Annotated in this window: 15 protein-coding genes; 12 read left to right on the top strand and 3 right to left on the bottom strand. The window is 39.3% G+C overall.

The window, feature by feature from the left end:
- Positions 1–6: 6 nt before the first annotated feature.
- A complete protein-coding gene (gene pssA / locus AB9L17_RS17205; protein ID WP_083226923.1) occupies positions 7–549 on the bottom strand; it encodes a CDP-diacylglycerol--serine O-phosphatidyltransferase in 543 nt (180 codons plus the stop codon).
- Positions 550–643: 94 nt separating this feature from the next.
- On the opposite strand from pssA, the gene AB9L17_RS17200 reads away from it, so the two are divergent.
- From AB9L17_RS17200 to AB9L17_RS17160, 9 genes are read left to right on the top strand one after another with little or no spacing between them, the layout of a single operon-like run.
- Positions 644–1,426, top strand: coding sequence for a phosphatidylserine decarboxylase (locus AB9L17_RS17200; RefSeq protein WP_068983690.1), 783 nt, complete (start codon positions 644–646; stop codon positions 1,424–1,426).
- A gap of 33 nt (positions 1,427–1,459) precedes the next feature.
- The gene (locus tag AB9L17_RS17195) at positions 1,460–1,984 is read left to right on the top strand and encodes a YqeG family HAD IIIA-type phosphatase (protein ID WP_223553664.1); all 525 of its coding nucleotides are present in this window, start codon (positions 1,460–1,462) and stop codon (positions 1,982–1,984) included.
- Positions 1,981–3,084 carry a ribosome biogenesis GTPase YqeH gene (yqeH, locus tag AB9L17_RS17190; protein ID WP_068983688.1) on the top strand — a complete coding sequence of 368 codons (1,104 nt, stop codon included), beginning with the start codon at positions 1,981–1,983 and terminating at the stop codon, positions 3,082–3,084. Before AB9L17_RS17195 ends, yqeH begins: the two co-directional genes overlap by 4 nt.
- A 30-nt stretch (positions 3,085–3,114) precedes the next feature.
- A complete protein-coding gene (aroE, locus tag AB9L17_RS17185; protein ID WP_375199531.1) occupies positions 3,115–3,945 on the top strand; it encodes a shikimate dehydrogenase in 831 nt (276 codons plus the stop codon).
- A gap of 5 nt (positions 3,946–3,950) precedes the next feature.
- On the top strand, positions 3,951–4,253 hold the full coding sequence (yhbY, locus tag AB9L17_RS17180) for a ribosome assembly RNA-binding protein YhbY (RefSeq protein ID WP_375199530.1): 303 nt from the start codon (positions 3,951–3,953) through the stop codon (positions 4,251–4,253).
- A 9-nt stretch (positions 4,254–4,262) separates the two neighbouring features.
- A complete protein-coding gene (locus AB9L17_RS17175) occupies positions 4,263–4,853 on the top strand; it encodes a nicotinate-nucleotide adenylyltransferase (protein WP_068983685.1) in 591 nt (196 codons plus the stop codon).
- The gene (gene yqeK, locus AB9L17_RS17170; RefSeq protein WP_068983684.1) at positions 4,822–5,394 is read left to right on the top strand and encodes a bis(5'-nucleosyl)-tetraphosphatase (symmetrical) YqeK; all 573 of its coding nucleotides are present in this window, start codon (positions 4,822–4,824) and stop codon (positions 5,392–5,394) included. The genes AB9L17_RS17175 and yqeK overlap by 32 nt, the downstream gene beginning before the upstream one ends.
- The gene (gene rsfS, locus AB9L17_RS17165; RefSeq protein WP_068983683.1) at positions 5,391–5,735 is read left to right on the top strand and encodes a ribosome silencing factor; all 345 of its coding nucleotides are present in this window, start codon (positions 5,391–5,393) and stop codon (positions 5,733–5,735) included. Before yqeK ends, rsfS begins: the two co-directional genes overlap by 4 nt.
- Positions 5,736–6,476 (top strand): class I SAM-dependent DNA methyltransferase, encoded by a 741-nt coding sequence (locus AB9L17_RS17160; RefSeq protein WP_068983682.1) that lies wholly within the window; start codon positions 5,736–5,738, stop codon positions 6,474–6,476. It abuts the gene before it with no gap.
- 220 nt (positions 6,477–6,696) lie between these two features.
- Here AB9L17_RS17160 and AB9L17_RS17155 read toward each other — a convergent pair whose 3' ends face one another.
- The gene (locus AB9L17_RS17155; protein WP_068983681.1) at positions 6,697–9,282 is read right to left on the bottom strand and encodes a polynucleotide kinase-phosphatase; all 2,586 of its coding nucleotides are present in this window, start codon (positions 9,280–9,282) and stop codon (positions 6,697–6,699) included.
- Positions 9,279–10,574 (bottom strand): methyltransferase domain-containing protein, encoded by a 1,296-nt coding sequence (locus tag AB9L17_RS17150; protein WP_375199529.1) that lies wholly within the window; start codon positions 10,572–10,574, stop codon positions 9,279–9,281. The genes AB9L17_RS17155 and AB9L17_RS17150 overlap by 4 nt, the downstream gene beginning before the upstream one ends.
- Before the next feature lie 308 nt (positions 10,575–10,882).
- Between AB9L17_RS17150 and AB9L17_RS17145 the strand changes: the two genes are divergently transcribed.
- From AB9L17_RS17145 to AB9L17_RS17135, 3 genes are all read left to right on the top strand, one after another.
- Positions 10,883–11,530: a helix-hairpin-helix domain-containing protein gene (locus AB9L17_RS17145; protein ID WP_223553620.1), complete on the top strand. Its 648-nt coding sequence runs from the start codon at positions 10,883–10,885 to the stop codon at positions 11,528–11,530.
- A 125-nt stretch (positions 11,531–11,655) separates the two neighbouring features.
- Complete coding sequence (locus AB9L17_RS17140; protein ID WP_068983679.1) at positions 11,656–12,225, top strand: ComE operon protein 2; 570 nt, start codon at positions 11,656–11,658, stop codon at positions 12,223–12,225.
- Positions 12,226–12,605: 380 nt separating this feature from the next.
- Positions 12,606–14,513, top strand: a complete 1,908-nt coding sequence (locus tag AB9L17_RS17135; protein ID WP_375199528.1) for a DNA internalization-related competence protein ComEC/Rec2 — start codon at positions 12,606–12,608, stop codon at positions 14,511–14,513.
- Positions 14,514–14,523: the final 10 nt, after the last annotated feature.

Raw genomic sequence — 14,523 nt, 5'->3', positions numbered from 1 at the left:
GTGCTGTTACACTTTTTTTAACGTGATTGTACTAATCATTAGTAATGCTAGTATTGGGAATAGGAAAAGATAAAACGCTGGGTGGAACGTATTAGATGCGAAATACGTTAAAGTTAAGAGCGTACCTGCCGCTGTTATTGGTAACCCTGTGAAGTAGCCGTTTGCTTCACTAATATTGAAGCGAGCTAATCGCATTGCACCACAGACGATATACAGTACAGTCATCGTCATGCCGACAAAACCAAAGTCGACTAAAACAACTTTGTACATTAATAATGCAGGTGCCACACCAAATGATATAATATCACTCATAGAGTCTAATTGTTTACCTAAATCAGACACTTGTCCGAGGGCTCTAGCTACCTTCCCGTCATAGCGATCAAGAAGGGCTGCGATAAAGATAAACAAGACACTGTAGCTATAATATTCATGTAGTGTAGCCATTATGGCCGCGCCACCAAAGGACATATTACTGATTGTAATGAAGTTTGCTGCTTGCGATTTCATTTTCTTAACCGTGGTATCCACCAACTTGTGATATAGAAACAAGGGGGATCACTCCTTTGCACTTAAGATATTGTACCATTATACTTCGAATACGAAAAAATTGACAGTCTAAATTAATCGATAGGGGTTTTGTTTTATGAAAGAAAAACTATATCAACGCTTGATTGAATTAACAAATGGCAAGCAATCCTCCCAGCTTTTGCAAACCATTGCAAAAGCAAAGTGGAGTAAACGTATGATTCCTAGTTATATGAAGGTATACGATATTAACCTTGAAGAGGTTTCAAAAAAACGACAACAATTTTCAAGTTTACATGACTTTTTTACAAGAGAGCTTTTAGAAAACGCACGTCCAATTGAACAAAATCCTACTACCTATGTAAGTCCAGTGGATGCGAAAGTGGAATCATTTGGACGGATCGAATGGGATATGACGTTTCTTGTAAAGGGTAAGCCTTATGCATTACAAGATTTACTTGGTAATTCAGAGCGTGCTGCGCAATATGCAGATGGCCATTTTATCGTGTTTTACTTGAGTCCTGCAGATTATCACCGAATTCATAGCCCGATTGATGGGAGAGTACTAAGACAATATACGCTTGGTCAAAAATCATACCCTGTTAATCAGCTAGGTCTTTCATATGGTAAAAAACCAATTTCACACAATTATCGTTCAGTAACGGAGCTGAAAGTGGCAAATAATCAGCAGGTAGCGTTTATTAAAGTTGGGGCTACATTTGTTAACTCGATCGTACTCACTAATACTACAACTCAGTGGCGTAAGGGTGATGAAGTCGGATATTTTTCATTCGGCTCAACAGTAGTCATGCTATTTGAAAAGGATGCAATTAAATTTACGGATAATGTTGTGCAAGGAAGCCCAATTCGAATGGGTGAAGCCTTCGCAAATATGCTATAATGGTCGAATAATACATTTAGATTAGGGGTCGCTATTTTGTATAATTTTTTATTACCAGATGAATTTGTGACGAGTATTTTTGAAATTACACCGGAAAAGCTTCAAGACTTAGGCATTAAAGGAATCATTACGGATTTAGATAATACGCTTGTAGAATGGGACCGTGCAGATGCAACAGAAGAGCTTATTATTTGGCTACGTATTATGAAAGAGTCAGGTATTCGTGTTATTATTGCGTCGAATAACAATGAAGCGCGTGTAAAGCATTTTGCCGATCCACTAGGTATTCCGTATATTCATAAAGCTAGAAAGCCATTTCGTAATGCCTTTTATAGTGCAATTATTCAATTAGGGCTACGACCACACGAAGTAGTAATGGTAGGTGACCAATTACTAACGGATGTAATGGGGGCAAATCGCTTAGGCTTGCATACGGTACTAGTAAAACCAGTTGCGCAATCAGATGGATTCGTAACAAAATTTAATCGATTCATTGAACGTCGTGTGTTCAGTGATTTAGAACGAAAAGGAATTATTACTTGGGAGGAAAAAGAATGAACGAAATGCCAAATTGTATTGGCTGTGGTACAACAATTCAAACAGAAGATAAAACAGCAGTTGGGTATGCACCCCCATCATCATTAGAAAAAGACGTGGTCATTTGCCAACGTTGCTTCCGTTTGAAAAATTATAATGAAATTCAACCAGTGTCATTAACAGATGATGACTTTTTACGTATATTAAACGGTCTTGGAACACAGCAAGGCCTAATCGTAAAAATTGTTGATATTTTTGACTTCAATGGGAGCTGGTTACCAGGGCTTCACCGCTTCGTTGGTAAAAATCCAGTGTTATTAATTGCGAATAAAGCCGATTTATTACCGAAATCTGTGAAACCGAAAAAAGTAATTAATTGGCTAAAACGTGAAGCAAAGGCTCTTGGTCTACAACCTGTCGATGTACTTTTAGTGAGTGCCCATAAAGGTAAAGGAATGGCTGAAGCGATGGAAGCCATTGATGAGTACCGTAATGGACAAAATGTGTACGTTGTAGGTTGTACAAATGTTGGGAAATCCACGTTCATTAATCGTATTATCAAGCAGGCTACAGGTGAAGGTGAGGTTATTACAACTTCTCATTTCCCAGGTACAACTTTAGATATGATTGAAATTCCATTAGATGATGGTAGTGCATTATATGACACACCAGGAATAATTAATCATCATCAGATGGCACACCATATTGACGCTAGCGAATTAAAATATATTATGCCTAAAAAAGAAATAAAGCCAAAAGTATATCAACAAAATGCAGGACAAACATTATTTATTGGTGCCCTTGCTCGTTTTGACTTTATTCAAGGAGATCGTTCCGCATTTACGGTTCATGTGGCAAATGACTTACCAATTCACCGTACAAAGCTTGAGAAGGCAGATACATTGTATGCAGAACATAAGGGTGAGTTGCTTGCACCTCCAACTGCTGAATTTATAGAACAACTACCGCCATTAGTGCGTCATGAGTTCTCCATCAAAGAAGCGAAAACAGATGTTGTATTCTCAGGCCTTGGGTGGATTACAGTGCAGCATGCTGATGTAGTTGTAGCAGCTTATGCACCAAAGGGTGTACAAGTTTCAATTCGCCCATCACTAATTTAAGTTGTACAAGTAGAGAAGAGGGACTAGGAAATGAAGAAATGGTTTGCGGTTATTGGCGATCCGATTGAGCATTCAAAATCCCCAGCGATGCATAACGCTTGGTTTGAGGAAATGTCGATAGATGCTACTTATATTCCTGTACATGTATCTTCTGAAAATCTAGAGTCGGCAGTTGCGGGCTTGAAAACTTTAGGTGCAAGTGGCTGGAACATTACAATTCCACATAAAACAGCAATCATTCCCTATTTAGATGAGTTAGATGAGTTGGCAGAAAAAATGGGAGCTGTCAATACGGTTGTCCGAACAAAAGAAGGCAAATTAAAGGGCTACAATACGGACGGTGTTGGTTTTGTCCGCTCGCTAGAAGAAGCGGTTGGTAAGTCATATAAAGACAAGCCAGTTCTTCTTATTGGTGCGGGCGGTGCTGCTCGTGGTATTGCTTTTGCTATGCAACAGCAAGGTTATACGAATTTAACCATTGCAAACCGCACAGTGGCAAATGCTCAAGCAATTGTTGATGAAATGGGTATAGGCAACGCTATTTCTTTAACAGAGGCTGAGGAATCATTAGCTGATTTCGGCATTTTAGTGCAAATGACATCGGCTGGACTTGCTACGGGCAATTTTTCAATGCCATTTTCATTAGAAAGACTTGCAAAAGGCGCAATTGTGGCCGATATTGTGTATAATCCATTAATGACGCCTTTTCTACAAGCGGCTGAAGAAAAAGGAGCAACCGTCGTTACGGGTCTTGGAATGTTCGTTCACCAAGGAGCCATTGCTTCTGAGCACTGGCTTAGTGAATACCCAAATACAAATTCAATGATTGCGCATCTGAAGGTGCAATTAGGAGGATATTAATTTTTATGTTAACAGGTAAACAAAAACGTTTTTTACGTGCGGAAGCACATCATTTAACACCGATTTTCCAAGTAGGAAAAGGCGGCGTTAATGACGAGATGACAAAGCAAATTCGTGAAGCATTAGAAGTACGAGAGCTGATTAAGGTACGTATTTTAGATAACTGTGAGGAGGACAAGTATGAAGTGGCAGAAGCACTTGCAAAGGGTGCTCATGCAGAGCTCGTTCAATTAATTGGTCTGACAGTTGTTTTATATAAAGAATCACGTAATCATAAAAAGATTGTATTACCAAAAGCAGCGAAGTAAGGTGAGACGATGAAAAAGGTCGGTTTATTGGGAGGCACATTTAATCCACCACATAATGGACATTTAATGATGGCTAATGAAGTACTTCATGCCTTGGATTTAGATGAAGTTCGCTTTATGCCAAATGCCTTACCACCACATAAGTTTGCACGCCATGATGCTAGCGACGTGGAGCGCCTTGAAATGGTAAAGCATGCAATAAGTCCATATCCGCATTTTTCTGTGGAGTCGTATGAGGTAGAGAAGGGTGGCGTATCCTATTCTTATAAGACGCTTACTTCGATGTGTATAAGAGAACCTAATGTGAAATTTTACTTTATCATTGGAGGCGATATGATTGATTCGCTTCATACATGGTACTGTATTGATGAATTAGTGAAGCTTGTGCAATTTGTAGGAGTAAAGCGTCCAGGAACAGAAGCCTTCACAAAGTATCCTATACTAATGGTGGAAGCTCCCCAAATCGATCTATCGTCCACACTGATTCGTGAACGCCTGGCCACTGGAGGAACGGTTACTTTTTTACTACCTAAAGCGGTAGAGACGTTCATACGAAAGGAAGGTCTTTATGGAACGCGAACAGTACTTAGCGGCGATTAAGCCACGCATGCCAGAGAAACGCTATATCCATACCAATGGCGTAATGGAAACCGCCATTGAGCTAGCAAAATTATATGGTGAAGACGAAAAAAAAGCTGAGACAGCAGCCATACTCCATGATATTGCGAAATATGCAGATATTGAGTGGATGGAGCAAATCGTCCGTGATGAAAAATTAGATGCTCGACTAATCGGCTGGGGCAGTGAATTACTGCATGGTCCAGTAGGTGCATATATTGCAGCAAGTGAATTTTACATTACAGATGAGGATATGTTAAATGCTATTCGTTTTCATACAACAGGACGCGTGGGTATGAGTCGTTTAGAAAAAATAATTTTTGTTGCAGATATGATTGAACCAAATCGTAAATTTGATGGGGTGGAGCATCTGCGAAAAAAAGCAAAGAACAATTTGGATAAAGCGATGAGTGCTTGTGTGCGCCATACATTGGCATTTTTAATTGACACAAAGCAGCCAATTTATCCATTATCCATAGAATGTTATAACGATACGATGAAAAGAGAGGAAAGTGAAGGATGACTTCAACTTTATTACAAGCAGCTTACAAAGCAATTGACGACAAACACGGTGAGGATATTGTCGTATTAAATATGCAGGGCATTTCACTTTTAGCGGATTACTTTATTATTTCTCATGGTAATTCAGATCGCCAAGTGCAAGCAATTGCGCGTGAATTACAAGAGGTAGCAGTAAAAGAGGGGTATGAAATTCGTCGTGTAGAAGGCTTCGATGCCGCACGCTGGGTTCTTGTAGACCTTGGAGATGTTGTGGCGCATGTATTCCATAAAGATGAACGTGCTTATTATAACTTAGAACGTCTATGGGGTGACGCACCGCAACTAGACATGCCTGAGGCTTAAGTGAGTAGTTACGAACGATTTGCACATGTGTATGATGAGCTCCAAACAGATATCCCTTACAGTCTTTATGTGGAATGGGTTTTGCAGCATGCACCAAGCAGTCAATTCCCAAATCTTTTAGATATCGGCTGTGGTACAGGTGTACTTGGCCTGTTGTTTGCGCAGGCTGGTTATAAGGTGAGTGGAATTGATTTATCTGAAGATATGCTCTCAATTGCCGCTGAGCGCTTTGCTGAGGCTGATTTACAAGTGCCACTCTATTGTATGTCAATGGATGAATTAGAAGGCTTTGAGGCACTTGACGTTGTAACGATTGCTATTGATTCACTGAATTATGTAGTGGAGGAAAAGGCAGTTTATTCAACGTTACAACGTATTTTTGATGCATTACGTGATGGAGGTCAATTGTTTTTTGACGTGCATTCGTTATTTAAAATGAATGATATTTTTTTAGATGGACCATTTACGTATGACGATGGCGACATTAGCTATGTATGGCATACGGAACCAGGCGATTTTGACCATTCCGTTGTTCATCAAATGACGTTTTATGTGCGCGACGCTGTGAGTGAGCTGTATGAACGCTTTGATGAGGAGCATATCCAGCGCACATTCTCAATTGAGCAATATATGGCATGGCTTCGTGCAATTGGCTTTACACATGTGGAAGTAACGGCAGATTTTACAGATGAAGCCCCTGAATACGAAAGTGAACGCATTTTTATCCGTGCGGTGAAATAGTAAAACAGCTTGTTAGTAGAATAAAACTAACAAGCTGTTTTTGCTTTTTGAGAGCCGAAGCAATGGATAGAATCACCGAAGTGGCGGATAGAAAGCCACAGTAACGGATAGATTCATTGAAGCGAGGGATAGAATGTCAAAAAGGAAGGTCGGTCGCAAAAACGTTTGAGGAAGCAACACATTTTGCTCACCTCTACTTTTTGATATATGTCCTGCGTTACTAAAGTCTAGGATCGACAGGGTCACTTTCGAGTGCTAGTGTGCCGAGTACACATTCATGAATACGAGCAGTCGATTCACCTTTTACAAAACGTTCTATCCCTTCCAGTCCGAGTGCGAATTCACGCAATGCATGCTTCATTTTTTTATTTGGATTGCGTTCTTTTAGCTTCGTTAAATTTGAAGGCTGTAAGTAGTCCATACCATAGATGATCCGTAAATATTCGCGTCCGCGTACTTTGATAGCAGGCTGAAGTAGTTTCCCCTGATAGTTGGTTACAAAGGTTTCAGGTTTAATAACAATTCCTTCATGACCAGCTGCAGTCATTTCCTCCCACCATGTAATGGCTTCCTGTTCAGAAGCTTCATCTGTAATTACCTTAAATTCTGTTTCAATGAATAGCGCTGAATTTTTTGCAAACAGTCGATTCATTTCCATATGCCATGTATGTGGTTTATGGAAAAAAGTTTCTGAACTATGTGCTAATACATGGAAGGGGGCAATTTGAATAGCTGAAGTATCCTGGACATCCCAACAATAGTTTTGAAAAACAGTTGAAAATCGTTGTGCATTTTCAAGTAACCCCTTATACTCCTGAAGCCATTCTGAAACGTCGATTTGTGTTGTGTCACATAGTTTCTCCATAAGCTTTGTACGGTCCATTAATGCTTGCTCAGCTACATGTGCATATTGCTGATCGATTAGCTGCTGCGCTTTTAAGTTCCAAGGTAAAATTTCGGCATCAAGTAGTACGAAATTTGTATTAAACTGTTCGAAATAGTTTTTCTCCGTTAATTCACAATGAAGTTGTTGAAGAATTTTTTGCTCTGTCTCTTGATCGAAAAAACGTCTTCCTGTTCTAGATGTCATAATGCCAAGTGTTTCTATATCGATATATTCTTTTGCAATGAGTGAATCTTTAAACAGCAGCAGTACAGCACGACTGCCCATATGTTTCTTTTCGGCAATCATTGTTTGGACACCATTCTTTTTATAATAGGCAAATGCCTCTGTAGGGTGCTCTAATGTGTTTTCTAAAGCAGATGTTTTAGGAGTTGGGCTCATCGTTGGTGGAATATAAACGAGCTGCTCTAATGGCAATGCATAATGAGAAACACTGTCTATGGCAGCCTTTGCATGAGCACCACCTATTTGTACATTGCCAAAGTAAGCAGTTTCCACTGTGAAACCTTCTAAAAATGCACCGATATTTGGCGGGTCAAAACGTTGAGCTTTCGCTTCAAGTAAAGGATTCCGTTCAATACCTGCATAGTTTTTATAAGCTTTCACAAACTCAATGGTCTTTTCAGGATAACGAAAGGCAGTTAGCTGACCACCAAAAACAACCCCTTGGTCAATATTCAGCGTATTATTTTGCTTTAAGGGATATAATTTAGGATCATGTCCCCAAATAATAAGCTGTGATGATTGATGCTCTGTAAACCAATCATTACGAATAGGTTTTCCGGATGGATCTTGTCCCAGTACATCACCATATCGACAAAAATCAGAAATTCTTGCCGATTGTTTGCCTATATAACGGTCACGGATACCAGCATGTGTAACAACAGCGGAAGAAATGCCGTTGTTCATTAAAATATAGTGAGATGGAGCGGCCAGTAAACATTTGGCGAGACGAGCTTTAAATTCTTTTGTTTGCTCCACCCCATAAACATTTTCATAATCGATAAATTCAGCTTCAACTAGCTCATCTCCATGATGTAGCGTTACTTTACGTCCATCTAGCCAACGAGCGATTTTCCAACCATGATTACTATCGGTCATATAGGCAAGTCCGCGCTCTATATGACGTTCAAAAAAGGCCATCGTTTCAATAGATTTTGGTCCTCGGCTCATAATATCACCAACTGAAACAAAACGTCGACCTTGTGGATGAATATAGTAACCTTCCTTGTTTTCTTCGTAGCCTAGCTTACCCAGTAATTCGATAAATTCATCAAAGCAAGCGTGGATATCTCCAATAACATCAAGCCCAGCATCTACATCTAAGTGTAATGATGATTTCTGTCTTGATAATGTTAGCTCCTCTGTTTCTTTCACCATATAGGTTTTAGTAAATGCCTCTTTTTTAATCAATCGTTTTTCTGTTTTCAATAGGCGTGCCTGTTGTTTGATACGTTTACTTCCTCTTGGATCTTGGCGTAAAGTATCTCGTCGTAACAATTCTTCAAGAGGAACGTCCAATACGATCGCACTTACAGGAACATGTAGTTTCTTCCCAAGCAAGATGTATTTTTGACGTTCTTCGGATTGTAAATGAGTAGCGTCGACAAATGTACACTTATTTAATGTACATCTGGCCTCTAAGACGCGTTCCATAACAGCGAAGGCTTGTGCAGAGATAGCGAAATATTCATCATACAATAAATCTGCTACTTCCTTTGAATAGTTTTGAAAATCAATATAATTCGTATCAGCAACAAGTGTGCGATAACTATCAGAGCTAATGATTTCAGAAGGAGAAAGCATACCTACATTAACCCAATTTTGTAAAAGCGTAGATTTCCCACTATTGGATGGACCAATTAGCAGAACAATCCCTGTGTGTGGAACTGTTATGTTCATACACTTACCTCCTTTTTTGTAAAGACGCACATTTGGGTAGGTTGTCCATAAAGATTATGTTCATTACCGATGCCTGTAAATAAAAGCTCATATTGTTCATGGCTATTCATTACATGACACCATTTTTGAAATTGACTCCGTGTCCATTCAAAGCGGTGGTCATCGTGCCGCATTTCATCTAATTCGTATACGGCGTTGTATTCAGCATTAGGTGTTGTCACGATTAATGTTTGAGGACTATATTGAGATAATAGTAATGACATTATTTTAGGAAGTCGTTCCTCATTAATATGTTCAATGACTTCACATAAAACGATGACATCCTTATGCTGTAATCGTGCATCATAATAGAAAAGGGAGCCCCATGTAGGTTTGGGTATTACATATGCTTTCTCTAATGTTTCAAAACGTTTTATCGCCTTTTTCATGGCAGCTTCACTAGGTTCAACCGCAAGCAGCTCGTCAATTCCTTTAACGTAGGCAAGTAAACTTGAAAGCTTTCCTTCACCAGAACCAAGATCAACAATAGTTGATTTTCGAGGTAGATCTTTAATCGTTTCAACAATTTTTTCGTAGCGTAATGTATTGAGTGAACGTGTTGTATTTTGTATCGTAGTAGTACCATCATATAAATGGGAAAAGCGAAGGGCTTTTTTATAAATATACTCCTTCATAGGATGTGTATCTAACCAGCCTCCACCGTATCGTTTGAGTTTATCAACTTCCAACTCATCGATAAAGTAATGCTTATAATCATCTAAAACAGGGATGAGTACAAAAAGATGCTGTAGTGCTCGTTGGAGCGTAATGTCCGCTGATAATGTTAGAAAACGGGCACGATTATGGTTATTCATAGCTTCGATGGTAACAGCGTAACCGAGTGGCTCAAACAATCCATTTATCTCATCATTTGTCATAGCTGAAGCAACAGGACCGACTTCAAATGAGAATGAAAATGTCTGAGCTACCCATTCTAAATACTGCTCTTTTGGTTTGCCATTTAACGCTGTACCTAAAGCAGAACGGATTAGGGATAAAAAAATACTACTAGCGGCGAATTCACGGTCATTAATATAGTGTGTAATATCAAGCGCGTTGTCATTTTGAACAAGTGCGAGTGCATTTGGTGTAACAAATATTGTCACAGCAAGACTTGTTTCAGAAAGCTCGTGATAGACAAGTCGAACTAAATGATCTTTTACACGCCGTTCATATAAATTATTCGGATTTTTTGATAGTAAGTAGGAGATAGCTTTCACATTTTCTCCCTTTGCCTGTATTGTTAGCTGCATATTCTTCCTCCAATCAGTACACAAAGGCATAATGAGTAGTTGTAGATGACAATTGTTAAAACGTATGCTATGTATATAGGTTGATCTTCGTTCCGACTGGGCGACTCATGGGGATCAACCACAAGATACGGTGATGGGCTATTATTCAAAGCATAACATAATTTTACATCATTATGTCAGTGTCATAAAAGCAAAGCCAGGGATGTCTTTTTGTTTTAATAGATAAATTATCTTTTCAATGTAAGAATGATATTGTAAGATGAAGGAGACTCCATATGATTACCTTTTGCAAAGAAAGGATGTTATGAATGATCCAATCTTTTTGGCAAAAGTACAAAAAAAGTATGTTGCTTCCCGGCATACTTGTAATCGGTGGACTTTGTTACTTCTTTTTTTCGAGTTCTGACTCTTCACCTCCCCAAGAAGAGCTCATCGAAACAATCCAACCTATTGAACAACTAGAAATGAAAGAGCCTGTGGATGAAGCGGTCATACAACAGGTGTTTGTTGATATAAAGGGTGCTGTACTGTATCCAGGTGTTTATGAGTTACAGCCAGACCAACGAATTATAGATGCCGTACAGCTTGCGGGTGGCTATACGCAAGATGCTAATACGCAACTTATTAATCATGCCCAAAAAGTTCAGGATGAAATGGTTATTTATATCCCTAGAAAGGATGAAAAGCTAGACGAAATCACCTCTAATATGTTGACGATGCCTACTAGTGGTACTTCACAAGGCAACAATGGCATGGAGGATCAAAAGGTCAATTTAAATAAAGCGGATGAAGCTGCACTAACGACATTGTCAGGTATTGGTCCATCAAAGGCTCAAAGTATTATCTCCTATCGTGAGGAAAATGGAGGCTTTAAAACAATTGAGGATTTAAAAAAAGTGACCGGTATTGGTGAAAAGACGTATGAAAAACTGAAAGATTCTATTACAGTAAAGTGAGGCGGCAAGTTTTGTGATATTGACGACCCTTTTCAAAAAGGGCTACACTATAGTAGAAAATTGACTGTTGCAATGTAGGCACAGTTTATAAAAAATTGTCATCGAATTTTTTTGGAGGTAGTCATATGGAGCGAATTACTTGGGATCAATTTTTCATGGCGCAAAGCCATTTACTCGCATTACGTAGTACATGTACAAGACTGGCAGTAGGAGCAACTGTCGTTAGGGATAAGCGAATTATTGCAGGTGGCTATAATGGTTCAATTACAGGTGATGAACATTGTATTGAAAAAGGCTGCTATGTTGTTGATAATCATTGTGTGCGTACAGTGCATGCTGAGATGAATGCACTTCTACAATGTGCTAAATATGGTACACCTACAAAAGGTGCAGACTTATATGTTACACATTTCCCGTGTCTACCATGTACGAAATCTATTATTCAAGCAGGTATCGAACGCGTTTATTACGCCACTGATTATAAAAATAATCCTTATGCACAAGAATTATTCGAAAAAGCAGGTGTGGAGGTTGTACACGTTCCGTTTGATGAACGTAAAATCGACTTTTTAAGCGACGACAAATTAGCCTTGTACATAGACATGCTAAATGAGCTTCGCGAGAGTGGTATGCCTGCAGAAAAATTGCTCCCATATGAACAGAAGGTGAGTGCATTATTTGGCAAAAAGCTTTAAAGCATAAATGGATATACGTAGCACTAGCTGTACTTGTTGCTTCAATAGCGGCACACAAGTCAGCTTGGCTACTCGCTATTCTTCTGCTTGTCGCATTATGGCTTAAATTGAAAGATGAAACACGTTTAATTTCAGCGCTTGTTATCGTCAGTGGATTTCTTTCCTATTTCTTCATCATTACATTTCAATTGACGGAATCTCCCCCTCTACCGTCAACATTCCAAATAACTTGGTCGAGTGAATATAAAATAAATGGTCAAAAACTCAGAGGCTTTGTAAAAACTGAAACAGGTGAGAAGTTATATGTCGTATATACTTTCTCCTCAGAACAAGAGAAAAGCTTTTATGAAACTACTTCATTGACTGGGAGGACCTATCTAGTGCATGGAGAACTTATAGCACCTCTTCCATCTGCACATGCGTATGCATTTTCTATGGAAAAATATTTGATCAGTAAAGGTGCAAGAGGAATATTTGAAGTTACAAACTGGACCTTTATAGAAGAGAAAAAATCTATTCGTTCGTTTCTTGCTAAACAGAGACACTCTATGAAAAAACATATTGAAACAACATTCCCGGAGTCACTAGTTGCAGAAGCACAAGCACTTCTAATAGGATCACAGGATCAAGTCGATCATGAGCTTCAAAGAGCCTATCAAAAGCTTGGCATCACACATCTATTTGCTATCTCTGGTCTGCATGTGGCACTTGTCTCATGGTTGTTTTTTGAAGGTCTTCTACGTATAGGCGTACGGAAGGAAATGGCGACTATAGTTTTACTCATCATCTTACCTATCTATGGAGTGCTAGCTGGCGGTGCTCCGTCCGTATGGCGTGCGGTATCTGTCGTAGAATTAATCATGCTGATGCGTTACGCTAGGTGGCAAATATCGATTGATGATGCCCTAGCAATTAGCTTTCTTTGCTTTGTCTTACTAGAACCAGGTGTCATTTATCAGATTGGTTTTCAATTGTCATATTTAGCAACGGTTAGTCTTGTCTATTCTGGCGTCATTTTAAGACTATCCACGAACTGGTTAATCCGTTCATTTCTCATTACATTTGTATGCCAGCTTCTTGTTTATCCATTATTACTCCATCATTTTTATGAAATTTCTATTTCATCATTTTTGGCAAATATTATTTTCGTACCACTGTTTTCCTTTGTTATTTTGCCCTTAAATATTGCTATGTTTGTCATAACGATTATATCGATGCCGGTAGCAAAGGTTTTATTTGCTGGATACGAGCCGCTTCGTATTTGGCTTACGACATTCATTTTATATGTCCAGGAATTGCCTTTTCAGCTGTGGTCGCCGGGAAAACCTGCTATTTGGCTTATTTGCGTGGCGTTGATAAGTGTGTTAGCGGGCTTCTATTTTATAGAAATCAAACATTATGGTAAATTTGCAGTTGTGATTTTCATTCCTGCAATCTGTATTCATTTATTGCCGATGTTATTTAATGAAACGAAGCTTACGTTTTTAAACGTTGGTCAAGGTGATTGTACAGTTATTGAACTGCCGTTTAGAAGGGCCGTATACGTTATTGATTCAGGAGGCTTACTGCGCTTTGAGCAGGAACTATGGAAGACTTCAGAAAGCCCCTATGAGGTTGGAAGACAGGTTGTTGTACCGTTTTTAAAAGGAAAAGGGATTCGAGACATTGATATTTTTATCGTCACCCATGCAGACGCTGATCATGTTGAGGGAGCTGAGGAGATTTTGCAGGAGATTAATATGCATGAAATTCATCTCACTCCGGGCTCAATGGATAAACCTATTATGCAAGATTTACTGATGGAAGCGAAGAAGCAAATGGTTCAAGTGAAAGAAAAGATGCATGGTACAACGTGGCGTATAGGAGAGACAAGCTTTCAATATTTATGGCCCCTTGAGACCGTTTATGAGGGGAATAATGATTCAATTGTTTTGTATTTACAACAGGGGGCATTTCGAGCATTGTTAACGGGTGACTTAGAGGAGCATGGTGAACAGGAGATTATTCGTCTTTACAACAAACAATTAGCGGAGATGACATTGTTGAAGGCTGGACACCATGGCAGTAAAACATCAAGTATTGAGCCTTTTGTAGAGCTGTTACGGCCTGAATTAACCATTTTTAGCGCGGGGCTCAATAATCGCTATCGTCATCCGCATGATGAGGTAGTGGAGCGTTTCGCAAGTCGCAATTTACCGACAGTAACAACTGGAATAGACGGCACGATTGAGGTGCGAATTCGGGGGGAAACATGGTCAGTGCAAATCGAAAAAGACCTTGTCCAATGAGCAAGGTCCT

The organism is Lysinibacillus sp. RS11 (assembly GCF_042019215.1).
Lineage (GTDB): Bacteria > Bacillota > Bacilli > Bacillales_A > Planococcaceae > Lysinibacillus > Lysinibacillus xylanilyticus_A.
The sequence above is the reverse complement of the archived record's forward strand: the minus strand, read 5'-3'. Positions and strand labels throughout refer to the sequence as shown.